Origin of the sequence: Chryseolinea serpens (assembly GCF_900129725.1) — a bacterium.
GTDB lineage: Bacteria > Bacteroidota > Bacteroidia > Cytophagales > Cyclobacteriaceae > Chryseolinea > Chryseolinea serpens.
Map to the genome: position 1 here is coordinate 1,197,549 of NZ_FQWQ01000001.1, position 24,316 is coordinate 1,221,864.

The 24,316-nt window shown below is 51.8% G+C and carries 21 protein-coding genes; 11 read left to right on the forward strand and 10 right to left on the reverse strand.

Annotated elements, in window-relative coordinates; genetic code table 11:
- Positions 1-23: 23 nt before the first annotated feature.
- The 3 genes from BUB30_RS04665 to topA all read right to left on the reverse strand — a co-directional run bounded on the left by BUB30_RS04665 (position 24) and on the right by topA (position 5,073).
- Positions 24-1,664, reverse strand: a complete 1,641-nt coding sequence (locus BUB30_RS04665) for a CotH kinase family protein (RefSeq protein WP_178377026.1) — start codon at positions 1,662-1,664, stop codon at positions 24-26.
- A gap of 64 nt (positions 1,665-1,728) precedes the next feature.
- Positions 1,729-2,421 carry an SIR2 family NAD-dependent protein deacylase gene (locus BUB30_RS04670; protein ID WP_073131512.1) on the reverse strand — a complete coding sequence of 231 codons (693 nt, stop codon included), beginning with the start codon at positions 2,419-2,421 and terminating at the stop codon, positions 1,729-1,731.
- Between the two features lie 141 nt (positions 2,422-2,562).
- Positions 2,563-5,073 carry a type I DNA topoisomerase gene (gene topA, locus BUB30_RS04675; RefSeq protein ID WP_073131514.1) on the reverse strand — a complete coding sequence of 837 codons (2,511 nt, stop codon included), beginning with the start codon at positions 5,071-5,073 and terminating at the stop codon, positions 2,563-2,565.
- 227 nt (positions 5,074-5,300) lie between these two features.
- Between topA and sixA the strand changes: the two genes are divergently transcribed.
- Together sixA and BUB30_RS04685 are read left to right on the forward strand one after the other, a co-directional pair.
- The gene (gene sixA / locus BUB30_RS04680) at positions 5,301-5,804 is read left to right on the forward strand and encodes a phosphohistidine phosphatase SixA (RefSeq protein WP_073131515.1); all 504 of its coding nucleotides are present in this window, start codon (positions 5,301-5,303) and stop codon (positions 5,802-5,804) included.
- Between the two features lie 76 nt (positions 5,805-5,880).
- Complete coding sequence (locus BUB30_RS04685; RefSeq protein ID WP_317044191.1) at positions 5,881-6,891, forward strand: agmatinase family protein; 1,011 nt, start codon at positions 5,881-5,883, stop codon at positions 6,889-6,891.
- A gap of 88 nt (positions 6,892-6,979) precedes the next feature.
- On the opposite strand, the gene BUB30_RS04690 is transcribed toward BUB30_RS04685, so the two are convergent.
- The 4 genes from BUB30_RS04690 to BUB30_RS04705 all read right to left on the reverse strand — a co-directional run bounded on the left by BUB30_RS04690 (position 6,980) and on the right by BUB30_RS04705 (position 11,694).
- On the reverse strand, positions 6,980-7,513 hold the full coding sequence (locus tag BUB30_RS04690; RefSeq protein ID WP_073131518.1) for a Uma2 family endonuclease: 534 nt from the start codon (positions 7,511-7,513) through the stop codon (positions 6,980-6,982).
- Positions 7,514-7,749: 236 nt separating this feature from the next.
- Positions 7,750-9,183 carry a nicotinate-nucleotide adenylyltransferase gene (locus BUB30_RS04695; RefSeq protein ID WP_073131520.1) on the reverse strand — a complete coding sequence of 478 codons (1,434 nt, stop codon included), beginning with the start codon at positions 9,181-9,183 and terminating at the stop codon, positions 7,750-7,752.
- 230 nt (positions 9,184-9,413) lie between these two features.
- Positions 9,414-9,845, reverse strand: a complete 432-nt coding sequence (locus BUB30_RS04700; protein ID WP_073131522.1) for a TerB family tellurite resistance protein — start codon at positions 9,843-9,845, stop codon at positions 9,414-9,416.
- Positions 9,846-10,005: 160 nt separating this feature from the next.
- Entirely contained in the window at positions 10,006-11,694 is a 1,689-nt protein-coding gene (locus BUB30_RS04705) for an AMP-binding protein (RefSeq protein WP_073131524.1), read from the reverse strand.
- A 618-nt stretch (positions 11,695-12,312) separates the two neighbouring features.
- Between BUB30_RS04705 and BUB30_RS04710 the strand changes: the two genes are divergently transcribed.
- The 8 genes from BUB30_RS04710 to BUB30_RS04745 all read left to right on the forward strand — a co-directional run bounded on the left by BUB30_RS04710 (position 12,313) and on the right by BUB30_RS04745 (position 18,982).
- Positions 12,313-12,777, forward strand: coding sequence for an Lrp/AsnC ligand binding domain-containing protein (locus BUB30_RS04710; protein ID WP_073131526.1), 465 nt, complete (start codon positions 12,313-12,315; stop codon positions 12,775-12,777).
- Positions 12,778-12,886: 109 nt separating this feature from the next.
- Entirely contained in the window at positions 12,887-14,332 is a 1,446-nt protein-coding gene (sufB, locus tag BUB30_RS04715) for a Fe-S cluster assembly protein SufB (protein WP_073131528.1), read from the forward strand.
- A 39-nt stretch (positions 14,333-14,371) separates the two neighbouring features.
- Complete coding sequence (sufC, locus tag BUB30_RS04720; RefSeq protein ID WP_073131530.1) at positions 14,372-15,127, forward strand: Fe-S cluster assembly ATPase SufC; 756 nt, start codon at positions 14,372-14,374, stop codon at positions 15,125-15,127.
- A gap of 15 nt (positions 15,128-15,142) precedes the next feature.
- Positions 15,143-16,456 (forward strand): Fe-S cluster assembly protein SufD, encoded by a 1,314-nt coding sequence (gene sufD / locus BUB30_RS04725; RefSeq protein WP_073131532.1) that lies wholly within the window; start codon positions 15,143-15,145, stop codon positions 16,454-16,456.
- Between the two features lie 3 nt (positions 16,457-16,459).
- Positions 16,460-17,710, forward strand: coding sequence for an aminotransferase class V-fold PLP-dependent enzyme (locus BUB30_RS04730; protein WP_073131534.1), 1,251 nt, complete (start codon positions 16,460-16,462; stop codon positions 17,708-17,710).
- 27 nt (positions 17,711-17,737) lie between these two features.
- Positions 17,738-18,172: a SufE family protein gene (locus BUB30_RS04735; protein ID WP_073131536.1), complete on the forward strand. Its 435-nt coding sequence runs from the start codon at positions 17,738-17,740 to the stop codon at positions 18,170-18,172.
- Positions 18,169-18,531 (forward strand): SUF system Fe-S cluster assembly protein, encoded by a 363-nt coding sequence (locus tag BUB30_RS04740; protein WP_073131537.1) that lies wholly within the window; start codon positions 18,169-18,171, stop codon positions 18,529-18,531. Before BUB30_RS04735 ends, BUB30_RS04740 begins: the two co-directional genes overlap by 4 nt.
- A gap of 34 nt (positions 18,532-18,565) precedes the next feature.
- A complete protein-coding gene (locus tag BUB30_RS04745) occupies positions 18,566-18,982 on the forward strand; it encodes a BrxA/BrxB family bacilliredoxin (protein WP_073131539.1) in 417 nt (138 codons plus the stop codon).
- 65 nt (positions 18,983-19,047) lie between these two features.
- On the opposite strand, the gene BUB30_RS04750 is transcribed toward BUB30_RS04745, so the two are convergent.
- Genes BUB30_RS04750 through BUB30_RS04760 form a run of 3 tightly spaced genes read right to left on the reverse strand, consistent with a single transcriptional unit; the run spans position 19,048 to position 22,268 of the window.
- Positions 19,048-20,634 (reverse strand): Na+/H+ antiporter, encoded by a 1,587-nt coding sequence (locus tag BUB30_RS04750; protein WP_073131541.1) that lies wholly within the window; start codon positions 20,632-20,634, stop codon positions 19,048-19,050.
- A 35-nt stretch (positions 20,635-20,669) separates the two neighbouring features.
- Positions 20,670-21,590: an NAD-dependent epimerase/dehydratase family protein gene (locus BUB30_RS04755; protein ID WP_073131543.1), complete on the reverse strand. Its 921-nt coding sequence runs from the start codon at positions 21,588-21,590 to the stop codon at positions 20,670-20,672.
- 15 nt (positions 21,591-21,605) lie between these two features.
- Entirely contained in the window at positions 21,606-22,268 is a 663-nt protein-coding gene (locus tag BUB30_RS04760; protein WP_073131544.1) for a phosphoadenylyl-sulfate reductase, read from the reverse strand.
- A gap of 121 nt (positions 22,269-22,389) precedes the next feature.
- On the opposite strand from BUB30_RS04760, the gene BUB30_RS04765 reads away from it, so the two are divergent.
- Entirely contained in the window at positions 22,390-24,315 is a 1,926-nt protein-coding gene (locus BUB30_RS04765) for a T9SS type B sorting domain-containing protein (RefSeq protein ID WP_084137905.1), read from the forward strand.
- The last annotated feature ends 1 nt before the right edge of the window (position 24,316 follow it).

Sequence of the window (24,316 nt, forward strand, 5' to 3'; positions counted from 1 at the left end):
GTATTGAAAAAAAATCGATTGCTTCACTGTTTGTTCAGCTTGCCATGTCCCAGCACGCTGGCACCTTGTTGCAAGCGGTAATAATAAAAACCTCCCGGCACATCCACCTGCCAGGTGTATTGATAATGACCGGCCTGTTCCGACTTCAGCGTGATGCTCTGTGCAGCCCGGCCCAACCCATCGTAAAGCTGAAGATTCACTTGGCCCGGTTTCTGAAGCGTGTATTCCAGCGTGAGTGCAGACCGGAAAGGGTTCGGGTAAAGTTTCACTTCGGCTTGGTTTAGGGGGGGTTGCTCCGCGTCTGTAACCAACTGCGGAAGGTTCTGGTCAAGCCAGGCGAGCCGGTCGCTGATCCAGTTCTTCAAATAGTCGACCTCTTGCTTGTAGGTATTGCCGACAAAGAAATTGGGCCATATCTTTTTTCCCAGCACTGACCACGCTTCAAAGTTGCGCTGTTGGGCTCCCCCGTTGAGCACGTTGGCAACTGAATCAACATACGCCAACAAAACAGGCTCTTGCCACTTTCCGGCGCGCAACTCCGTCCAGCGCGCGGCTAATTTTTGTTTGAAGTCCTCGTCTTCCAGCAACCGTGTCCACCAGAAGGGGATTTGCCACGTGTCGTCGGAACAAACCGCATTGAAACCCAAGACGAAGCCGTCGGGCGTGCCACCGGTGCAATAATCGGCATTGCCAAAACCGAGGTTGAAATCCCAGATGGGACCCATCGATAGTTTGCCACCATCGGAATCACGCTGTTTGTAGAAAAAAGTGCTGAGCCGGTAGCCATCCACATTCTTGGTCACCTCCTGGATCAACATGTAGTCGATAAAGGAATTTACATCGATATACTTAGCATAGCCGTTGACTGGATCCTTGAAGCCATCGCCGGCGAGCGCGCCTTCGAACTGCGCGATGTAGTTTTGGATATAGGTCTTTTGCTCGGGAACAATGTCGTCGTATGCGGGTTCTTCGTATTGAAAGTTGGTGCTTTGCCAGGCGCTCGGATACGGCTTGTGGGCGGAGTACCATCCCCCATCGCCATCCCCCGTCGACTTATCGATCTTGATGATGTAGCCCCCGGTAAGGTTGTCGCCACTGATCTCTTCGGGATCGAGCTTGTTGATGTTCACACGACCTTTGTCGCGCTTGATCTTCTCGATCACGACATACACACCCATATACGTTCCATTCAAAACCAACTCGCAATACTTTGTTCGCGGCGCATAGCGTCCCTGGTCGCGACCCATCTTGTAGGCCAGCACGTCACGCATAAGGCTTTTATCATTGTAGGGCGCAAAAAACACCCAGTCTTCTTCCTTGGGAAAACCAAACAACGCGGTTTCATTGTCTTTGCCCAGATCATCGTGAAGCTCCACACCGTATTGCTTTTTAGGGAACATCTGCGACGACGAACCGCGGATCTCGATACCCATCTTGCCGTCGTATACATTGAAAGCATCTGTCGCGGAATTTTGCATACCCACACCGTTATCGACAATCCCCAGGTCGACCTCGATCTTGGGATCGTCCAGGATGTCCTGACCATGAGTCTGGATGACGATCACGGGAAGATTGGACGTCGTGAACGCAACGATGTTGTCTTGGGCGATGATGGATTGTCCGGCTCCGCAGAGCACTATAAGAAATAGGATCGTTCGCAGCATGTCGGGTCTAAGTTTACCCGAATCTACCATTCCTCCAGGTAAAATTAAAACGGGTGCCGATCGCTCAGGCCAAACCCATCAACGCCTGCTTCACCTTCTCCATGCCCGTACTCGCCTTTTCGGCAACCATCTGCAGGCTGGGGATGTTCCCCATCTCCGGAAGCTTGGGGTCCACCACAAACTTCAACGCATCGTGCGGAACATAACTGATCAGGCCCGCGGCAGGATACACCACCATCGACGTGCCCACCACCACAAAGAAGTCGGCATTGGCGGCGTGGTCTGCCGCTACTTCCATGAGAGGCACCATCTCGCCAAACCACACGATGTTCGGCCGGAGCTGTGAACCTTTAGCGCATACATCGCCCAGGTTGAGCTCCCAGCCCCGGATGGGATAGACCAACGTCTCGTCCTTGGTGCTGCGAGATTCAAACAAGCTGCCGTGAAGATGGATCACGTGCGAAGAGCCGGCGCGCTCGTGCAGGTCGTCAACATTCTGAGTCACCACGGTAACGTCGAAATAATTTTCCAACTCCGCCAGGATCTCGTGTCCACGGTTGGGCTTCACTTCGAGGGCGCGCTTGCGGCGTTGGTTGTAGAAGTCCAGCACAAGGGCGGGATTTCTCTGCCATCCCTCGGGCGTAGCCACGTCCATCACGTTGTGACCTTCCCATAGGCCATCCGAATCGCGAAAGGTAGGTATTCCGCTCTCGGCGCTGATGCCGGCACCGCTAAGCACCACCAGTTTCTTTTTCATAAAATAAAAAGGATGAGGACGAAAATACGATTTTGTGCGATGGATCTGAACGGAGATCCGCTTTTTTACAGCAAGGGCACGGAGAGCAAAGTCAGGGCAAAGAAAGCGCTGGGCTTTCTTTGCGTGACTTCGATGGATAGATTATTTCTTCTTTTTAGGAGCCGCTTTTTTTGCAGCTGTCTTTTTCGCGGCAGTTTTCTTGGCAGCGGTTTTCTTTGCGGCCACTTTCTTCGGCGCAGTTTTTTTAACGGCCGTTGCTTTTGTAGTCTTCTTGGGTGCTTCCCCGGTTTTGGTCGCCGTTTTGGCGGCCGTTTTTGTTGCCGTCTCGGCAGGCGCTCTGCGGCCAAATCTTCCTCTTCGCTCCGGTGCGTCCGCGGCAAGGGCCACACATTCTTCATACGTGAGGGAGGCGGGCTCTCTGTCTTTCGGGATCTTCACATTCTTCTTGCCCGCTTTGATGTAGGGACCAAAGCGACCGTTGAGGATCTGTATCTCGGGATCTTCCGCAAAAAGCTTGATGGTCTTGTTGGCGTCGGCAATGCGCTTGGCTTCGATCAGCTCGACGGCTCTCTCGGGAGTGATGGTATAAGGGTCGATGTCCTTGGGTATCGACACGAACTTCTTGTCGTGCAACACGTACGGCCCAAACCGGCCGATGCTCACCACTACAGGTTTTTCTTCGAACAAGCCCAGGTCGCGGGGCATTTTGAAAAGCTCCATCGCGTCTGCCATCGTGATGTTCTCGATGAACTGGCCAGGACGAAGACTGGCAAACTTTGGTTTCTCCCCGCCATTGTCGTCGGGGTTCTCGCCGATCTGAACATAGGCGCCGAATTTTCCCAGCTTCGCATACACATTCTTGCCGGTCTTTGGATCGACACCCAATTCTTTTGTTTTACCAACCGACGAGCGTTCCACTTTTTCCGTCAGCGCCACTTTTTTGTGGAAGGGACGGTAGAAGTTGTCGATCATCTTTTTCCAGTCCAGCTTGCCATCGGCGATCTCATCGAACTCCTGTTCGATCTCCGAGGTGAATGAAAAATCGGTGATGTCGGGAAAGTGATCCACCAGGAAATCGTTCACCACCATGGCGGTGTTGGTGGGGAAAAGCTTATTCTTTTCTGCGCCGGTAATTTCCGTTTCGACCACACGTGAGATGTCGTCCGACTTCAGGGAAAGTACGGTATATTTTCTTTCAACACCTTCGCGGGCCTCCTTCACTACATAGCCGCGCTTTTGCACGGTGGTGATGGTGGGCGCATAGGTGGAAGGCCGGCCGATGCCAAGCTCTTCCAGTTTTTTCACGAGGCTCGCTTCCGTGTAACGGGGCGGGTGGCGGGTAAATACTTGCTTGGCCACAAGCTCATCCAAAGTCAACTGCTGGCCGATAGTGAGGGGCGGCAGCACTTTGCTGTTCTCCTCCTCATCGTCGTCGTCGCCCGACTCCATATATACTTTCAAAAATCCTTCGAACTTGATCACTTCTCCCGATGCGATCAGGGTTCTGGGGTTGGTGGAAATGCTGATGGTCGCTGTCGTCTTCTCCAATTCTGCGTCGGCCATCTGCGATGCAATCGCACGTTTCCAGATGAGGTCGTACAAGCGGAGTGCATTCCGGTCCATGCCGGGATCGTTCACCGAAAAATCCGTCGGGCGGATCGCTTCGTGAGCTTCCTGTGCCGACGACGACTTGGTTTTATAAACACGCGATTGAAAAAATTCTTTGCCAAACGCTGACGTGATCTGTTTCTGAGCACCGTTGCGCGCTTCGTCAGAAAGGTTCACAGAGTCGGTACGCATGTAGCTGATCTTACCGGCCTCGTATAACTTCTGCGCCACCATCATGGTCTGGACCACCGAGAAGCCCAGCTTGCGGGCCGCTTCCTGTTGCAAGGTCGACGTGGTGAAGGGAGGTGCCGGTGAACGTTTGGAGGGCTTCGTTTGCAAATCGGCGATCGAAAACTTTGCTCCTTTGCACGATTCCAGGAAGGCCATGGCCTCTTCTTCAGAATCGAAACGCTCCGAGAGCTCTGCGACAAGGTTTTTTCCCTTGCCCAGGTCGAAAAGTGCGTTCACTTTGAAGGACGACTTGGCCTTGAACTCCGTGATCTCGCGTTCGCGCTCCACCACCAGACGCACCGCCACCGACTGCACGCGGCCGGCCGACAAACCCGTTTTGATTTTTTTCCAGAGAATGGGCGACAGCTCGTAACCAACCAACCGGTCAAGTACACGACGGGCCTGTTGCGCGTTAACCAGGTCAATATCGATGCCGCGAGGGCTTTCCAGCGAGTTGAGGATCGCTTTCTTGGTTATTTCTGTGAATACGATGCGCCGCGTCTTGGCGTCGGTCAGATCCAGCACTTCCTTCAAGTGCCAGGAAATGGCTTCCCCCTCGCGGTCCTCATCGCTCGCCAGGTAAACCATATCGGCGTCGTCGGCAAGTTTTCTGAGTTTGGAGATAATATCCTTTTTATCGGCGCTCACCTCATAGGTGGGCTCGAAGTTATTTTCGATGTCGATGGCCCCACTTCCCTTCGGCAAATCGCGAATGTGTCCCATGCTCGACGCCACCTTAAAGTCCTTACCCAGGTAACCTTCAATGGTCTTTGCTTTCGCCGGAGATTCAACTATTACTAGATTTTTTGACATGCTGCTTAACTTTCAAGAGGTTCAAATATCAGTAAATTTTTAAAAAATCAAATTTGACCCCTCCTTCCACGCCCCAAACGGGGATGAACGGATGGTCTGCGCGCTATTATTTAGAGGCTGACCTTCACGTGATTAGCATATTTTCAACATTCTTTTTCAACTTTTTTAATTTAGGCTGCTTAATATTGAAGCGATTAGCCCAACCATACTGCTATTCTGACCCCGGTATGACACGACACCTCTATTTATTGCGCCATGCTGAAAGTGCCGAAAAACAGTCTGGCCAGTCCGACAAAGACCGCTCGCTGACGCCCCGTGGCCTGCGCGAATGTGTTGTCATCGGCACCCACCTGTATCAGCAAAACATCTCCTTCGATTGCATACTGACCAGCGCAGCACAACGCGCCGAAGACACCGCACGCTTCGTGGCCGACGCCATGAAGATGGACACCGAGAAGATTTCCGTCGTCGAAGAACTCTACGAAGCTTCGTCGCGCACGTTCTTCCAGTTTCTCAGCGGCCTCGACGACCGGTTTAACACTATATTAATTGTCGGCCACAATCCCGTCATCACCTACGTGACCGAGTACCTCACACAATCCGAGATCGGCGACATGGCCACCGGCGGCGTGGCGGTCATTAAATTCAACATTCATTCCTGGAAAGAAGTGAGCCAGGGGAACGGCGAACTTGAAAACTACACCCACCCCGGCATCTTACAACCGGATTGATCGTCTCTTAATTTTTTTGCCGTCCATGCTCTCCAAAGAAGAAGCCATACAACGTTTCGACCCAAACGGTCCCGGAATGAAAGGGAATATTTTCGGTCTCCCCTTTTCTCCCGACAACGCGGAACTCATCCTCGTTCCCGCACCTTGGGAAGTCACCGTTTCCTATCATGACGGGACGGCGAACGGACCGCAAGCCATCCTGGATGCGTCCCTTCAAGTGGACCATTTCCTCCAAGACATCCCCGACGCCTGGAAACTCGGCGTAAGCATGCTCCCTATTCCTGCCGACATGCTGGAAGAAAACAAAAAGCTGCGCAATTGGTCACGCGAACACCTCGCCCGCATTGAAAACGGCGAAACCATTTCGCCCGACGATGTCGTACTCTCAAAAATCAACGAAGCTTGCGAAAACTTCAACATCTACATCAAGTCGGTCACACAAGGTTATCTGAAACAAGGAAAGCTCGTCGCCTTGGTCGGCGGCGACCACAGCACACCCTTGGGTTTTCTTAGAGCCCTGAGTGAACAACACCCCCGCTTTGGCATCCTCCAGATCGATGCCCACGCCGATCTGCGCAGATCCTATGAAGGCTTCACCCATTCGCACGCCTCCATCATGTACAACGCATTGAAAATTCCCGCCGTCGGAAAGCTCGTTCAAGTGGGAGTGCGCGATTATTGCGCCGAAGAAATGGATGTTATCCACCGGGCTATGGGACGCATCACCACTTTTTTCGACGACGACCTCAAGGCCTATGCCTACCAGGGAAAAACCTGGTACGCCCAATGTGACGAGATCATCAAACAACTTCCTCCCCTGGTCTACATCAGTTTCGACATCGACGGTCTCGACCCTAAACTCTGCCCCAACACGGGAACGCCGGTCCCTGGCGGCCTGGAATTTCAACAGGTAACATATCTTCTAAAAAAACTGGTCCTCTCCGGAAAAAAGATCATCGGCTTCGACCTGAACGAAGTGGCCCCCGGCAACGACGACTGGGACGCTAATGTCGGCGCACGCCTGCTCTATCAACTTTGCCACTGGATGGGCGCCTCCCAAGGAAAGCTTGCACTACGCAAATCGTAATAGCAGCAAATACCTAATCAGCGGCGCGATCGTGACGACAAATTTTCCAGCCGTAGTGATTGGACGTAGACGGAAAGAATCCGGTGATTTAAAACTTCAGATCAATTTTCAGCAACGGCGAATAAATGTGACCGATCCGATCGCCCGCCAACACAAAGATGCCATCGATCCATTGAAACACGTGGGCCCGCTTCGAAAAGGGGTCAACAACCCAATATTCCTTCACACCAAAGCGTTCGTAGAGTTCCTTCTTCAGGATGAGATCATAGGCCTGACTTCCGTCCGAAAGCACCTCTACCAGCAAGTCCGGCGTTCCATGAATATGTCCGAAATTTTCCCGAACGGCAGGGTTCGTGTCTAACAAAACCACCAGGTCGGGTTGAACAGACGTTTTCTCCTCCTCAAAGAACACATCCATGGGTGCAATCACGACTTCACCGTGGCCCATTTCTTCCAGGTAGTTGAAAAGTTTGTTATTGATTTTGTTGAGGATCCGTTGATGTATCATAAACGGAGCGGGTGACATATAAATTTGGCTATCGATAATCTCTGCACGCAATCCTTCCGGGAGCATTTTGTATAGCTCCATCGTTGTCATCAATTCTTCCTCCCGTCGTTGCATATCCAAAGCTACTCTTTTCCCCCAGATCACCAAACAAACACGCCACCAAATTTCAATTAAATGCTTATCTCAAGTACAAAACAGCCACCCCAGCCGTTGTACACCGTCTTGCCAGTTATTCTTTAGAAATAAAAATTGAATTTGCCATGGAGCGTAGCCATAACGTTGCAAAATAATCCTGTCAATTTGGACTACAGGGACGGGGAAATCCTCTTACCGTGAGATGGAATCGAATGCTAACCGCCCACCGAAACCTGGTTGGTGGCCTGCTCTTTGGGATAGTCGAACAAGCCAAAGTTCTTAATGGCCTCTTCCACTTTGTGGGGCACAAATTTTTCCCAGCCCGGCTCGCCTTTCTTGATCATGGCCAGGACATTGTCGGAAATGATGTGCAGGTTTTTCACGTTGGCTTCCTGAATCTCTTCCAGCTTGTTGTTGTCCATCAGAAAGCGGAAAAGGTTTTTCAGGTTTGGCGGCAGGGTTTGTTCGAAGTTCTTCAGGGTGAACAGCTCGTTGTTCTGCCACGCCGGGTAAATGTATAGCTTCACATTGGTGCCAAACAACGACGCAAAGCATTCCAGGATTCCGCCGCGAAGATTTTCGTAGGTCTTTTCTTCAAAAACCTTTTGCAACGCAAAGATTCCCATGGTGATGCCGATCTTCTTCCCTCGTGTGATCTTGGACAGGTATTCTACCAGGCGGTAATATTCAAAATAGTTGGAGATCAGCACGTTCTGTCCCAGCGAACACAAAATGTCGGCACGGTGCAGGAAGTCTCGTTCGTCGATCTTGCCGTCGGGGCTAAGGTCGTTGAGCGTCAGTTCCGAGATCAAAACGATATTGGAGCGATCCACATCCGATTCATGCTTGAAATGCCGGCGCGAAGCCAACAGCATATCCACGTTCACGTGGGTGGGCGGACGGAAACGGCCGCGCAATACCAATACATTCTTTTTATAAAGTTCATCCGAAGGCTGCATCACGTTGCCGTCGGGGCCGAACATGGCGGCTTTGGTGAGGCCGTTCTTCACGAGCTTCAATGCCATGAGCCGGTTGTCGACGTGTTTGAAATCCGGTCCATTCAGGCGAAACATATCGATCTCGATCCGTCGCGCGGTCAACCCGTCGATCAGCGACATCAGGATCTCTTCGGGGTTATTCAGGAACATACAGGAATACAGCATGTTCACTCCCACAATGCCCAGCGCATATTGCTGTTGCAGGGGATCGTTGTCGTGCATTTTCAAGTGCAGCACGCAATCGTTTGGCTCGCTCTGGGGGGTGAGTTGGAAACGCAATCCCATCCAGCCGTGACCTTGGTTGGTGCGGTCGTAGTTGAGCACCTCTACGGTGTCGGCAAAGGCAAAAAAGCGGGTGGTCTCGATGCGGTGTGGTAGCCGCTCGGGGAGCAGCACGTATTCGTGATCCAACATGCGGATCAGTCGCTCTTCACAAACATAGCGATCGCCCACGCCGTAGATGGCGTCGCTGAACTTCATGTCGTAGGCCGACATGGTTTTGGCCACCGTTCCGGAGGCTCCTCCTACTTTAAAGAAATTGGCTGCTACTTCCTGTCCTGCGCCGATCTCGGCGAAAGACCCATAGATGGCTCTGCTTAGGTTGATACGAAGGGCTTTCTCCTGGGTAGTGAGTTTTCTGTATTCATCCATAACCTGCTACTGCTTTCCTCCTCAATTTACCGTTAATCGTCCAATCGTTGAAAGGTAATAACATTTAAATCTTCCGACAAACTGGGGCTCCCGCATTTCGGGTGTGCAAGATTTAAATGCATTCCAAGCCATTAAGGTTCCCTTCAGGATCGGGCAGTGATTTTCATAAAATTCAAACGATTACCGGCGCACATTTAGTGTTCAACCCAACCCGGCAACGGTGAAGGTACCTACAGTACAAAGTTCGCTTTCGCCTCGCGCTTGATCTCCTCCCACTCTTCAGGGGGCGGAGGTGTGCCTCTTTCGAACTCCTGCAATAACCATCCAACCAATTCTTTCTTCATACCAAAGCGCGTCACCGCGTCTTCGCAGAATTCGATCTCGTGCTGGTCCACCACCTCGTCGGCATACACCATCAGGATGAGATCGTAAAGCAGGTTCATTTTATCGTTGTGATTATCCGGAACATTCACCTCAAATCTCTCCTCCGTTTCCGAAAGCTCCCGCACCTGGCGGTCTTTCAACCCATAGCGTTTCGCGATCTTGTACAGCAAAGCCTCCTCCTTGGGGTGCATGTGCCCATCTGCCTTGGCCAGGGCAAGGAGGTTCTTAATGTGATTTTTTTTGTACGAGAGGTACTGATGTTCGAAAAAGCCAATCATATACAGTAGAATTAAGGATCAGAAACTAAAATACCGAACTCTGCCCGAATAAAAAACGTCTTTGTTTCAGACTTTGTGCTTTTGCAACCTGACGGTAAAATTTTCAACGCCTCACCTTCGCTAAAGCTTCGGCAGGCGCGGAGGCGCAAAGAAACGCGCGTTATGCCACCGCGTGGTGGGCTGCTTCTTCTTCCTCCTTCAAGGCCCTCCGCAAAATTTTACCCACGTTGGTCTTCGGGAGCTCCTTCCGGAATTCAACGTGCTTGGGGACCTTATAGTTTGTCAGGTTTTCATGACAATATTTTATCAACTCCTCTTCCGTGAGGCTCTGGTCTTTCTTCACCACAAAGATCTTGATCACCTCCCCCGACTTCGCATCGGGCACGCCAATGGCCGCCACTTCCAACACCTTGGGATGGCCCGCCACCACATTCTCGATCTCGTTGGGAAACACATTAAAGCCGGAAACCTTGATCATGTCCTTCTTGCGATCCACGATCTTGAAAAATCCGTCGGCATCCATGAGGCCTATATCGCCCGTGCGGAACCAGCCGCCGGGGAAGAAAACACCTTCATTGTCTTTTTTCCAATAGCCCGACATCACCTGCGGGCCACGCGCGCAAAGTTCGCCGGTTTCGCCCTGGGGCAACTGATTGCCCGCTTCATCAAACGCCGCCACTTCAGTGCTGGGCACCGGCAGACCGATCGTACCCAGTCGGTGTTTGCCGTCCAGCGGATTGCAGCACAGCACCGGCGAAGTCTCACTGAGGCCATACCCTTCTACGAGGGCGGTGCCGGTCACCTCTTTCCACTTTTTCGCTACAACATCCTGAACGGCCATGCCGCCGCCAACCGCACCATGCAAGTGGGAGAAATCCAAATCTTTAAAATGCGGATTGTTCAACATGCCATTGAACAACGTGTTCACGCCGGTGAGGATGGTAAACTTATGTTTCTTCAATTCCTTACAAAATCCCTCCATATCGCGGGGATTGGTGATGAGCACATTCTTCACACCGGTGCTAAACATCAGCAACCCGTTCACGCTCAGGGCGAAGATGTGGTACATCGGAATGCCGGTCACGATCAGGTTGTCGGCGTTCTTGTTCATGTAGGGCTTAAACCACTCGGTGATCATGGAATTGTGGGCGATCAGGTTTCCGTGTGAAAGCTGAGCGCCTTTGGCAATGCCGGTTGTGCCTCCTGTGTATTGAAGCACGGCAATGTCTTTCAGATCGACTTCCACCGGTTTCAGTTTCAGCGAAGCGCCTTTCTTCATGGCCGTTTTGAAAGCAATGGCCTGGGGTACATTGTAGGCCGGGATCATCTTCTTAATGTTCTTCACCACAAAATTTACCAGCGCTCCCTTCAAGCCGCCCAGCATATCGCCAAGCTGCGTAATGATGACGTGTTTTATTTTCGTGGTGGTCAATACCTTTTCCAGGTGGAAGGCAAAATTGGAGACGATGACAATGGCCGAAATCTCCGCATCCTTAAACTGGTGCTCCATCTCCCGAGGGGTGTACAAGGGATTGGTATTCACCACGATAAGCCCTGCGCGCAAGGCACCGATGAAGACCACAGGGAATTGCAGCATATTGGGCATCTGGATCGCGATGCGTTCACCCTTTTTCAAACCGAGGTCTTGCTGCAGATAGGCGGCAAAGTTGGTGGAAAGCTCGTCCAGTTGGCGGTAAGTCATTGTCACGCCCATGTTTTCATAGGCTACGCGGTCGCTGTATTTTTTGAAACCGGCGTCGAAGAAGGCCAGCAGTGAAGGATAGTCGTATAATTTTATTTCGCGAGCAACGCCTTCCGGGTAATTTTTGAACCAGGGGAAATCTTTCATAGACAGGGACTAAAAAATGGGAAATCCTTCAATTTTTATCAGATTCAAAGCAAACGATTGTTTGCCAGCAAATCAATAGCGAATATGCGAAAGGAATAAAATAAAAAACCCGCCCCGAAACCGGGACGGGCAGCTCTGAATAACTCATTAACCTAAACTGAGCTAGCTGTAGAGGAAGGAGTCGAACCTCCACGGAGCGGTTAGGTGACAGACCTGATCCTGGTAGTAGTTACTGGGATCAGGGTGCTTACACTTTCTTCCGTACTCTCCACCCCCGAGACCGGAGGGCTTGTCTGCCAATTTCAACACCCTACAATGTTGTTGTGTGTGTGCGTGTGTGGTTGCTGTAGAGGGAGGGTTCGAACCTCCACGGAGCAGTTAGGTCGCCAAAGGCTGGACTTTATCCCGTTGTCTCCACCCCCGAGACCGGAGGGCTTGTCTGCCAAATTTCAACACCCTACAAGTTGTGTTTTGTTGTGTGATAAATGTGTGTGCGTTGTAAAATCTTTAACAAAGTAACGCAAAAGCTGCTATGCTAAACAATGAAACATTTGAATAATTGTATATTTTTTAATTTAATTTCATATTTTTGAATTATAGTCAAAACTCAAATTTTACATGGCCGAAAATTATAAAGTTGACAATGTCGACCTGAAGATCCTCGAAATCCTCATGCAAGACGCCAAAAAGCCTTATACGGAAGTAGCCAAGAAAGCATTTGTCTCCGGGGGCACCGTCCACGTCCGCATGAATAAGCTCGAAGAAGCCGGTATTGTCGAGAAAACAACCCTGAAAGTGAACTATGCCAAGCTGGGCTACGACATCACAGCCTTCATTGGCATCTTCCTTCAGAAGAGCGCCCTCTATGACCAGGTGATGGCCAAACTCAAAGCCATCCCCGAGATCACGAACATCCACTACACCACCGGAAACTACAGCATGTTCACAAAGATCCACTGCAAGGACACCAATCACCTCAAACAGGTGTTACACGACAAGATCCAGCAAGTGGAAGGCATCGAACGGACGGAGACCATGATATCGTTGGAAGAGAGCCTGGACAGGAGTTTGAACCTCACCTGACGGTGGTTGGTACTCCTCATAACGAAAACTTCTGGGCCTCAAAGAACCTAAAAATGGCATTTTTGTTATACTTTTGTAGGTTGTTTAAAATTAGTCTAAATAGACTGCTATGAGTAAAGACAATCAGGTTTTAGAGGAGTTGACCTCGAAGGAGTACGAACATGGCTGGACTATAGATATAGAAACCGATTCGGCGCCTAAGGGTCTCAACGAGAGTATCATACGGTTTATTTCCACCAAAAAGAACGAGCCTGAATGGTTGCTGGAGTGGCGTTTGAGCGCTTTTCGCCAGTGGACCAAGATGAAGGAGCCCAAATGGCCCAACGTGACCTACCCTCCCATCGATTACCAGGACCTCATTTACTATTCTGCTCCCAAACAAAAAGCAAAAGCCAAAAATCTCGAAGATGTCGACCCTGAGTTGATCAAAACTTTCGAGAAGCTGGGCATTTCTTTGACGGAGCAAAAACGCCTTACCGGTATCGCGGTAGATGCCGTGATCGACAGCGTTTCCGTCGCTACTACTTATAAGGAAACACTCGCCGAGCTGGGCATCATCTTTTGCTCTTTCAGTGAAGCCGTTCAGGAACATCCTGAATTGGTGAAGAAATACATGGGATCTGTGGTCCCTGTGAACGACAACTATTTCGCCGCACTGAATTCTGCGGTATTCACAGACGGATCTTTCTGCTACATCCCCAAAGGTGTGCGCTGCCCGATGGAATTGTCGACGTACTTCCGCATCAATGCCGCCAACACAGGTCAGTTCGAAAGAACGCTTATCGTGGCAGATGAAGGAGCTTATGTGAGTTACCTCGAAGGCTGCACGGCACCCATGCGTGACGAAAATCAACTTCACGCCGCCGTCGTAGAGATCTATGCCATGAAAGATGCGCAAGTAAAATACTCTACTGTGCAAAACTGGTATCCCGGCGACAAGAATGGCAAAGGTGGTATCTACAACTTCGTGACGAAACGCGGCTTGTGCTTTGGCGACAGCTCGAAGATTTCGTGGACACAAGTGGAAACAGGCTCGGCCATCACCTGGAAATATCCTTCGTGTATTTTGAAGGGCGACAACTCCATGGGCGAATTCTATTCCGTGGCCGTCACCAACAATTATCAGCAAGCCGACACGGGCACGAAGATGATCCACATTGGCAAGAACACGAAGTCGCGCATCGTATCGAAAGGAATTTCCGCGGGTCACTCGCAAAACAGCTACCGTGGCCAGGTGCATATCATGAAACGCGCCGAAAATGCGCGCAACTTCTCACAATGCGATTCGCTCCTGATGGGCGATAAATGTGGGGCGCACACCTTCCCCTACATCGACGTAGAGAACAACACGGCACGCATCGAACACGAAGCCACCACATCCAAGATCGGTGAAGACCAGATCTTCTACTGTTTGCAACGCGGCATCGACGAAGAATCGGCCGTGGCATTGATCGTGAACGGTTATGCTAAGGAAGTGTTGAACCAACTCCCCATGGAGTTTGCCGTGGAAGCGCAAAAACTTTTGGCCCTTACCCTCGAAGGCAGCGTAGGGTAATTATCTCATCTTATTTTTTTACAATCGGAATTACGAACTATGTTAAGCATAAAGAATCTGACAGCGAAGATCGGCGACAAGCAAATATTGAACGGTATCAACCTGGAAGTAAAACCGGGCGAAGTGCATGCCATCATGGGCCCCAACGGCTCTGGCAAAAGCACCTTGGCCTCCGTGTTGGCCGGCCGCGAGGAATATGAAGTGATGGCGGGTGAAGTGGACTTCCTCGGCAAAGATCTGCTGGCACTCGCTCCGGAAGATCGCGCCCGTGAAGGATTGTTCCTCGCCTTTCAATACCCCGTGGAAATTCCCGGTGTGAGCACGATCAACTTTATGAAAACGGCGCTGAACCAGATCCTGGAACACCGCGGCCAGCAACCCTTGGATGCGGTCTCGTTTCTGAAGCTGATGAAAGAAAAAATGAAGCTCGTGGAGATCGATCAATCGTTGTTGAACAGGTCTTTGAATGAAGGCTTCAGCGGCGGCGAAAAGAAACGCAACGAGATCTTCCAAATGGCCATGCTGGAACCCAAACTCGCCATCCTCGACGAAACCGATTCGGGTCTCGACATCGATGCCTTGAAGATCGTGGCAAACGGTGTGAACAAGCTGCGCAATAAATCAAACGCCGTAGTCGTGGTGACTCACTATCAGCGCCTGCTGGATTATATCGTGCCAGACTATGTACATGTGCTCTACAAAGGCAAGATCGTGAAGTCGGGAACGAAAGACCTGGCCCTGGAGCTGGAAGCAAAAGGATACGATTGGATCAAAGACGAAGTGGCCATTGCCTAACCCGGAACAGAGCGCATGAACGTAGCGGTGAACGAGAAAAACACGACCCCGGAAATGGTTAGCCAAATTCAAAAAAGCATAACCCAATATCCGGCCCAAGCCTACCGGAAGGAAGCCCTGGAAGCTTTTCAGAAGCTGGGTCTTCCGGAAAATAAATCGGAAGAATATAAAAACACGCCCATCACCCGGTTGCTGCAAAAGAACTTTGTGTTCGACCAACCCAATGCAGCAGCACAAAAACTTGATGTTAAGGATTTCTTTATTCCCGGCGTCGAAGGAAATGTGATCGTGGTGATCAACGGCGTCTTTTCAGAGGAGCATTCGGTTATCGTTTCGCCGTCCTCGGAAATAACCATCACAAACCTGGGCACCGCTATCGCCGGACAACATCCGGTAGCCATTGCCCATTTGGCCAAATATGCCGACACGGCTGCGGATGCATTCACCGCCTGGAACACCGCCACGTGGCAAAGCGGCGTATTCATTCACGTGCCGAAAGGCAAAGTAGTGGAGAAGCCTATCGTGATCTACCATATCCATGACACCCGTGGAGGTCAGGTGATCACGGCGAGCCGCAATCTGATCGTGACCGAGTTGAACAGCGAGGTCACCATCGTAGAGAAATTTGATTCAGTAGGCAGTGGCAATCATTTTTCCACGCTTGTTACCGAAGTGGAGGTCGCCGAAAATGCGGGCTTCAATCACTATACCATACAAAACGACGCCGGCAATCGCTACCAGGTTGTCACCACCAACATTCACCAGGAAAGATCGAGCCGTGTCAATACCTATACGTTTACCCTTTCCGGTAAGCTGGTACGGAATAACTTACAGCTTTCCATCGACGGTGAAGGAATTGAGTCGCACATGTTCGGCTTGTACCTGGTGACGGGCGATACACTGGCCGATAACCACACCGTGGTGGATCACCGGAAAGCAAATTCGTTTAGCAACGAGCTTTACAAAGGAATTATGGATGGAAACTCCCGCGGAGTTTTCAATGGCAAGATCTATGTGCGTCCCCAGGCGCAGAAAACCAATGCGTTTCAGGCCAACCGGAACATCCTGATGTCCGACAAGGCCACGGTGAACACCAAGCCCCAACTGGAGATCTGGGCCGACGATGTGAAATGCTCTCACGGTTGCACTACGGGGCAACTGGACGAAGAAGCATTGTTCTACCTGCAGACCCGCGGCATTGCCAAGGAAACGGCACGCGCCATGATGCTCTACGCTTTTGCGGCCGAAATCCTGGAAAATGTGAAACACGCGGAACTGAAAGCGTACCTCGATCAGTTAGTGAGTGAACGGCTTCACAAAAACTTCTGACATATGACCTCTCCGGCCTCTTCTACCCTGTCCACCGCCCTCGACGTCGAGAAGATCAGGAAAGAATTTCCCATCCTCCACCAGACTGTGAACGGTCGCGACCTCGTCTATTTCGACAACGCCGCCACGTCACAAAAGCCCCTGGTGGTGATCAACGCCCTCGCGGAATATTACAAAGGCTACAACGCCAACATCCACCGCGGCATTCATACGCTGGCGGAAAAGGCGACCAAAGCTTTTGAACAAACGCGCCTCACAGCAAAGGAATATATCAACGCCAGGTCGGAACAAGAGATCGTCTTCACCCGTGGCGTGACGGAGAGCATAAACCTCGTGGCGTCTTCGTATGGAAGAACCTTCATCAAGGAAGGCGACGAGATCATCGTTTCCGAATTGGAGCATCACTCCAACATCGTTCCCTGGCAATTTGTTGTCGAGGAGAAAAATGCCGTGCTGAAAGTGATCCCCGTAACCGATCGTGGCGAACTCGATCTCGACGCTTACCGGAAACTACTCTCATCCAAAACCAAGATCGTATCGGTGAACCATGCTTCCAACAGCCTGGGAACCGTCAACCCCATAAAAGAAATCATCCGCCTCGCACATGCGGTTGGAGCCGTAGTGTTCATCGATGGCGCCCAAGCTGGCGCTCACCTGGACATTGACGTGCAGGACCTGGATTGTGACTTCTACACCGTGTCGGCCCACAAAATGTATGGCCCGACCGGCGCCGGTTTTCTCTATGGCAAGAAAGAACTGCTGGAGAAAATGCCTCCCTACCAGGGCGGTGGCGAAATGATCAAAGAGGTGACCTTCAAAAAGACCACCTACAACGACCTGCCCCACAAGTTTGAAGCCGGCACCCCCAACATCGCCGATGTGGTGGCGTTCCGCTATGCCATGGACTTCATCACGGAAACCGGCCGCGCGGCCATGGCGGCTCACGAACACGATTTGTTGCAATACGCAACCGAACGCGTGTCTCGCCTGAAGGGTGTGAACCTGGTAGGCACGGCCCCCGAAAAGGTGAGCGTGCTCTCCTTCACCGTAGACGGCATTCACCCGTTTGATATTGGCCAAATGCTCGACGCGCGCGGCATTGCTGTGCGCACAGGACACCACTGCACGCAACCGCTCATGGACCGGTACGGCATTGAAGGAACCGTTCGCGCATCGTTTGCTGTTTACAACACGAAAAAGGAAATTGACCAGCTCGTGGAAGGGCTGGAACGCGTGATTAATTTCATGAAATAGACGGCCGGAAGGCTGTTTCCGTAATACATGGACATCAACGACATACAGGAAGAGATCATCAGCGAGTTTTCACTGCTGGACAGCGATATGGAAATGACAGTGTTCTATATTATGGAACTCGGCCAAAAGCTTCCGGTCATGGACGATGCCCTGAAAACGGAAGAAAATGTCGTCAAAGGCTGTCAGTCCAAAGTGTGGCTCACCGCCAACCTCGATGACGACAAGATCTACTTCTCGGCCGATAGCAACACGGCCATCACCAAGGGCCTTGTCAGCCTTCTCATCCGCATCTTTAACGGGCAATCTCCCGAAGCCATATTGAACGCCAATCTGCACTTTATGCAAAAGATCGGTATGGAACGGTTCATCGGCACGCAACGGTCCAATGGTTTTGCGGCCATGATCAAGCAAATGAAATTGTATGCCCTCGCCTTTAAAACCAAACTGGAAGTGAAGTCATGAGCGAGCAAACTGAAATACCCCCACAAACCGAAAAAGTGGTGTCCACAACGGCCATCCCAGACCTGCAGGAAAAGGTGTTGGCCGCTATAAAAACGGTCTACGATCCTGAAATTCCCGTGGATATTTACGAACTGGGGCTCATTTACGAGATGAATATCTACCCGGTGAACAATGTTTACGTGCAGATGACCCTGACGTCGCCCTCCTGCCCTTCGGCAGAAGTGATTCCCGGCGAGGTGGAGCAAAAATTAAAAGCCATCGAAGGTGTAAACGATGTCAAAGTTGAAATTACCTTCGACCCGCCGTATTCGCAGGACATGATGTCGGAAGCGGCGAAACTGGAACTTGGATTTTTATAATTTGTTATAACAATACAATTAACTTTGTAAACTTATGTATCCCGAACAATTAGTGGCCCCGATGCGTACCGATCTGACGAGCGCGGGCTTTACTGAATTTAAAACCGCCGACGAGGTGGATAGCAATCTAAAAAATCAAAAGGGAACCACCCTTTTGGTGATCAACTCCGTTTGTGGATGCGCTGCCGGTGCGGCCCGCCCCGGCGTGAAATGGGCCTTGCAGCACTCTGGCAAGAGACCCGATAACCTGACCACGGTTTTCGCCGGGGTAGACAAAGACGCGGTGGCAAAGGCCCGGGAATACACCCTCCCTTATCCGCCGTCTTCACCTGCCATTGCCCTGTTCAAGGACGGCGAGCTGGTGCACTTTGTAGAACGTCACCACATTGAAGGCCGCAATGCCCAAATGATCGGCCAGCACCTGGTTGAAGTGTTTGACGAGTTTTGTTAAGAGAATAAGTATAAGTAAAGAACAAAGCCACCTTCGCAGGTGGCTTTTTTTATGCGTTATGCTTTTCAGGCTATGCCGCGCTCCAGGATGAGACGGGTTTCCTCCAGGTCGAGTTCGTATTCGATTTTGCGCAGGGCCTCGTCGCTGATCTGGCCGTCATCGCGCATGCGCAGCGTGAGCTGGCGTTCGCGTTCCAGCAACTCTTTTTGGATGCGATGAAACTCGTTGATCTCCTGCTCGGCCATTTTTTGGGTGGACTCATCTTTCCGGATGCGCTGAATCCGGATCTCATATTTCGTCTTGATCTGATTCAGTACTTCATCGCTCAACGCCAGGGCGTAGTTCTCCTCGATGTGCTCGATCACGGCCGAAGCAATTTGCAGCCGCGCTTTTTGCTCCTGTTTATGTTCTTCATCGCCGGCGGTGATGCCCAGCCATTGAATGAGCGGGCGCAAGGTTAGCCCCTGCAAAACCAGCGTGGACAAGATCACGCAAAACGTAAGGAAGATGATCAGGTTCCGGTTTTTGAAGGGCTCACCGTCGCCGAGGGTCAGGGGTAATGCCAATGCGGCGGCGAGCGACACCACCCCGCGCATGCCCGACCAGGCGATGATGGTTACCAGGCGGAGGGGCGGCCGGACTTCGGCGGTACGCACCCGTTTGCTGAGGCGGGGAAGATAGGTTCCGGGATATACCCAAATGATGCGGCCCACAATGACGGCCACGCTCACGATGACGCCATACCAAAGCAACGTGCGGAAGGAGTGCGTGCCGATGTCTTGCAGCACGCTGCGGAGTTGCATCCCGATCAGAATAAAAATAAGACCGTTCAGGATGAAGATCACCGTGTTCCAAACACCATAGGCCTGCAGCCTGCCCTGCTGTGAAAATACCTTTGACGACTGGCGCCCCAGGTACAAGCCGCACACCACTACGGCCAGCACCCCGGAAATATGGATGCTTTCCGCCAGGAGATAAGCGACGAAAGGTGCCAGGAACGTAAGCGTAGTATCGTTTGTGGGATTGTCTGGGGTGAGCTTATGGATCCATTTGAAGATGACGCCTACCACCAACCCCAGCGCGATGCCGACACCGGCCACCACGATGAATTGAAGACCGGCATGCCATACACTAAAGGCGCCGGTGACCAGCGCAGCAATCGCATATTTATAGGCAATAAGACCGGTAGCGTCGTTCACCAGGCTCTCCCCTTCCAGGATGACGGTGACACGTTTGGGAATGCTCAGTCCCTTGGTGGCGGCAGCGGCGGCCACGGCGTCGGGAGGCGAAATGATGGCGCCGAGCAGGAAGCACTCCGGCCAGCTCATGATGGGGATGAACAGGTGCGCTACCCAGGCCACGGCACAGGTGGTGAAGATCACACAGCCGATGGCCAGCAACGTGATCGGGCGTTTGGCGGCCTTGAACTCTTGCCAGGGCATGGTCCAGGCGGCGGCGTAAAGAATGGGTGGCAGGAACACCAGGAACACGATGTCCGGGTTTAGGGTGATCGACGGCAGGCCGGGGACCATGCTGATGGTGATGCCCGTGAGCACCAACAGGATGGGATACGGGATTTTTACCCGCTCCGTCACCTCGGCCAGGGCCGTTACAATAGCAAGCAATATGATAATGGTAGCGATGTTCTCCATGCTATGGCCTTTGCCTAAACTTTAAATTTAAGTGATCAGAAGCTAAACCGCGCTAAAAATTCCTGCAACTCCTCTTTCAAAAGTTTCGGATTGTTGATGCCCAGGGTCTTGTTCACCAGGGTATTCTCCTTGACTTTCAACTCCGACAGCTTGAGGTGCTGGTTGATAAAGATAAACTCCAACTCGGGGATCAACTGCTTCAGCTCGTCCACGATGTCGAATATTTTGATGGTGCGCTCCACCAGGTTGTAAGTGCCGCGGGGCAGTTCGGCGGTGAGCAGGTTGTTCAGGGCTTTCGAGATCAGGTCGATGTGGATGAACGAGCGCGACTGCTTGCCGTCGCCCTGGATGGTGACCAGCTTGTTGAAGTTGGCCTCCCATACAAACTTGTTGATGACGGAATCGAACCGCATGCTTTTGCTATAGCCATAAACGTTGCCGCAGCGCAGGATCCAGGTATCCATTTTGTCCATGAGGCGGCGCACATGCTCCTCGCCCCGGAGTTTGGAGATGGCATAAAAACTTTTGGGATCGGTGACCGACTGCTCGTCCACGGCGGTTTCGGATGAGCCATAAACGCCGGAACTGCTGGCATAGATGAACTTCTTGACGTTGCTTTCCTCCACGGCATAGACCAGTTCGGCCGTGCCCCAGTGGTTCACCTGCTCGTAGGCGTGGGAGTCGGCGTGGGCAAAGGGGGTGGTTACTTTGGCGGCCAGGTGATAGACCACATCCACCCCTTTGAGCACTTTGCGCAACATCCGGGAGTCGAGCAACTCGCCTTTTACGAAGGTGAGCTTGGCGTGCTTTTGGAGCTTGAGGCCCAGGAATAAATTATAGTTTAACCGGCTCAGGTTATCGTAGATGATCACCTGTTCAACCGAATCGTTTGCAACCAGTAAATTGATTAGCTCGGTGCCCATGTAGCCTGCACCGCCCGTGACGAGAACCTTCATTCTTTCTTTACGCGCTTATTTTGTTGTAGTGACTAGATCTGTGTTCAGGCCGCATTCCACCTTGTTCATTCCAAACCATCGGGCTTCGCGTTCCTGCATTTCGGGGTCTAATTTACGCGTACAAGGCTCACAACCTATACTGACAAATCCCTTTTCTTCCAGCGGGTGTTTGGGCAGCTTATATTCCTTTTGGTATTGCCAGATCATTTTCGGGTTCCAGTCCAGCATGGGGTGAAACCTCAGACAGCCGTGTTTGGCGGGCTGCTCCACTTTCATGGCGGCGCGCACCGCGCTTTGGTCGGCTCGCACGCCGTTGATCCAAATGTCTTTGGCCAGCAGGATAGCATCCATGGGTGCTGTCTTGTTGAGGTGGCAGCAATGGTCCGGGTCGGAAGTGAAAAGCAGGCGGCCTTCGGGGTCGCGTTGCATGAACTTGGGAACGTCCGATTTGAGGTCGATGGTGTTGAGTCCGAACTGCTCCGTGATCTGGTCGCGGAAGCTTACGGTCTCCGGAAAATGGTAGCCGGTGTTTATAAAATAGACGGGGATGGACCGGTCTATCCGGCTCAGGATATGGAGCAGCACCAGGCTGTGCGATTGGAAGGAAGAGGTCGTAAAAAGGGTCTTCCCAGCCTCTTTATACTCGTTTAGCTTCGACTGAATACCTTCAAAATTCATCAACTTGTCGTTTAATTAAAACATTCTAACTGCCTAATAATCAAATCGCCCATTTGGCGCGACCGAAGAATTACTTTAAACTATTATCTTCGGTTACCTTAAACCAAATCAAACCTATCCCTTGAGCCCTAAATATCGCTTACTTTTGGCGGTCTTGCTCACCCTGCTTGCCTTTTATAGCCAGGTACTGCGTGCCCAGACCAAAAAATTCGAACAGGCGTATTCGGTGAAGAACGCCTCGAATTGCAACTGCTCCCTCTTCGTAACGCAATTAATCACAAATTCATCCGCTTGTGACAAAAAAGATGGTGCAATTTCCATCTCTACTACCGGCGGTTCTGGTGATTTCTTGTTTCAATGGAAGACCCAAGCGGGTGTCGTCGTGTCGTCCTCGAAAGATCTCACCGGGGTATTGCCCGGTAGCTATTTCCTGGAAGTCACAGACGTTCAGAGCCCCTATTGCGGCACCTACGTGTATGGGTTCACCGTCAGCTCCAACCTGATCCTTACCGCCGCGCATACGGACGTGACCAATTGTGCTGTTGCCAACGGATCCATTACGCCCACGGTTACCGGAGGCTCCGGGATTTATACCTACCGCTGGAAAATGACCGACGGGACCGAGGTCACCACCAAAAACCTGACCGGCCTCAAAGCCGGATCGTACTTCCTAGTGGCGACCGACGCTAAACTGGGATGCTCAGTATCTGCTTCCGTCTACGTGCGGGCCAATAACCCACTCACCATCAGTCAAAATTCCCTCACCCCCAACACCTCTTGTGCAACCCCAAATGGCGGCGTGGACGTGCGTGTTGCAGGGGGTTCGGGACAGTATCAGTTCTATTGGTATGACCTGGCGAGCTATGGCGTCGTCTCCGATAAAGAGGACCTGACCGCCATAAAAGGGGCCGACTACAGCGTGTATGTGAGCGACAAGGTGTCGGGCTGTTCGGGTTATCAATACTACACCGTGGCGGATCAAACCGTGCACCCTCAATTTTCACTAAAAGATATTAAGCCTAATACCCAATGCAGCAGCCCCTTCGATGGGGCGGCAACCCTGGAAATTACCGGTTCCACCGGGCCCTATGACGTGACCTGGTTGAAGAATGGCGGGACCGTTTCCACACAGCAAAACCCCACCGGCCTGAGCAGTGGGGTTTATAGTTTCACCATCACCGATAGCCAAACCAAATGTCAGACCCTCGTGCCGGCCACCGATCCGAACGCGCTGACCATTGCCGATGAATCGATCCCTCACATCAAAGTAAACCTTGACCTGGCACAGGATAATACGCAATGCATCAAGTTTGATGGTGCGCTTAGCGTTTCCGTTGACGACCCGAAAGTGCCTTACACCCTCTCGTGGACAGGCCCCAACAATTTTACTTCCAACCAGGCTTCCCTTACCGGGCTTGCCGCCGGAAATTATTTCCTGACCGTGGAGGCTTCCTGCAACAAACCCCCAGTGATCTCTCAACCCAGTCCTACCGTGGAGATCGCCCGGGTCACCCTCGACCTTTTGGCGCTCACCACCGACCCGGATAACAACCTGGATCCTTCGTCTTTCGCGATCCTGGATCAGCCGTTGAGCAAAGCCAAAGCCATGCTCACCCCGGACCATATGCTGGACATCGACTACAACGGCATCACCTTTAGCGGCACCGACCAGGTGAAGGTGAAGGCCTGTGACTTTTTATCGGCCTGCACCGAAAGGACCTTATCGTGGACGGTGGATGTGAAGACAGAAGCTCCCGTTACAAAAACCGGCGAGGTGATTGTGCATAACGCCGTGGCACCCAACAGCCCTGGCGACAATCACTACATGCGGATCGTGAACCTGCCGACCGACAATAAAGTGAGCATCTTCAACCGCTGGGGCGACCTGGTGTTTGGCACCCAGAACTACAACGACGAGACTCCCGGCAAGCGCTTCGAGGGTTTTAGCAGCGACGGCAAGAGTCTCCCTTCCGGCACCTATTTCTATAAGATCGAATTCGCAGACGGACGTTCGGCCATGACCGGCTATCTCGCTTTAAAGCAATAAG

What these genes read in the sequence shown, in the direction of transcription:
- BUB30_RS04750 (WP_073131541.1), bottom strand. Translation starts at nt 20,634, where the DNA reads ATGGAGAACATCGCTACCATTATCATATTGCTTGCTATTGTAACGGCC.
- BUB30_RS04735 (WP_073131536.1), top strand. Translation starts at nt 17,738, where the DNA reads ATGGACATCAACGACATACAGGAAGAGATCATCAGCGAGTTTTCACTG.
- sufC (WP_073131530.1), top strand. Translation starts at nt 14,372, where the DNA reads ATGTTAAGCATAAAGAATCTGACAGCGAAGATCGGCGACAAGCAAATA.
- sufD (WP_073131532.1), top strand. Translation starts at nt 15,143, where the DNA reads ATGAACGTAGCGGTGAACGAGAAAAACACGACCCCGGAAATGGTTAGC.
- BUB30_RS04700 (WP_073131522.1), bottom strand. Translation starts at nt 9,845, where the DNA reads ATGATTGGCTTTTTCGAACATCAGTACCTCTCGTACAAAAAAAATCAC.
- BUB30_RS04695 (WP_073131520.1), bottom strand. Translation starts at nt 9,183, where the DNA reads ATGGATGAATACAGAAAACTCACTACCCAGGAGAAAGCCCTTCGTATC.
- BUB30_RS04760 (WP_073131544.1), bottom strand. Translation starts at nt 22,268, where the DNA reads ATGAATTTTGAAGGTATTCAGTCGAAGCTAAACGAGTATAAAGAGGCT.
- BUB30_RS04665 (WP_178377026.1), bottom strand. Translation starts at nt 1,664, where the DNA reads ATGCTGCGAACGATCCTATTTCTTATAGTGCTCTGCGGAGCCGGACAA.
- BUB30_RS04690 (WP_073131518.1), bottom strand. Translation starts at nt 7,513, where the DNA reads ATGCAACGACGGGAGGAAGAATTGATGACAACGATGGAGCTATACAAA.
- sufB (WP_073131528.1), top strand. Translation starts at nt 12,887, where the DNA reads ATGAGTAAAGACAATCAGGTTTTAGAGGAGTTGACCTCGAAGGAGTAC.
- BUB30_RS04670 (WP_073131512.1), bottom strand. Translation starts at nt 2,421, where the DNA reads ATGAAAAAGAAACTGGTGGTGCTTAGCGGTGCCGGCATCAGCGCCGAG.
- BUB30_RS04710 (WP_073131526.1), top strand. Translation starts at nt 12,313, where the DNA reads ATGGCCGAAAATTATAAAGTTGACAATGTCGACCTGAAGATCCTCGAA.
- BUB30_RS04740 (WP_073131537.1), top strand. Translation starts at nt 18,169, where the DNA reads ATGAGCGAGCAAACTGAAATACCCCCACAAACCGAAAAAGTGGTGTCC.
- BUB30_RS04705 (WP_073131524.1), bottom strand. Translation starts at nt 11,694, where the DNA reads ATGAAAGATTTCCCCTGGTTCAAAAATTACCCGGAAGGCGTTGCTCGC.
- BUB30_RS04745 (WP_073131539.1), top strand. Translation starts at nt 18,566, where the DNA reads ATGTATCCCGAACAATTAGTGGCCCCGATGCGTACCGATCTGACGAGC.
- BUB30_RS04755 (WP_073131543.1), bottom strand. Translation starts at nt 21,590, where the DNA reads ATGAAGGTTCTCGTCACGGGCGGTGCAGGCTACATGGGCACCGAGCTA.
- sixA (WP_073131515.1), top strand. Translation starts at nt 5,301, where the DNA reads ATGACACGACACCTCTATTTATTGCGCCATGCTGAAAGTGCCGAAAAA.
- BUB30_RS04730 (WP_073131534.1), top strand. Translation starts at nt 16,460, where the DNA reads ATGACCTCTCCGGCCTCTTCTACCCTGTCCACCGCCCTCGACGTCGAG.
- BUB30_RS04685 (WP_317044191.1), top strand. Translation starts at nt 5,881, where the DNA reads ATGAAAGGGAATATTTTCGGTCTCCCCTTTTCTCCCGACAACGCGGAA.
- topA (WP_073131514.1), bottom strand. Translation starts at nt 5,073, where the DNA reads ATGTCAAAAAATCTAGTAATAGTTGAATCTCCGGCGAAAGCAAAGACC.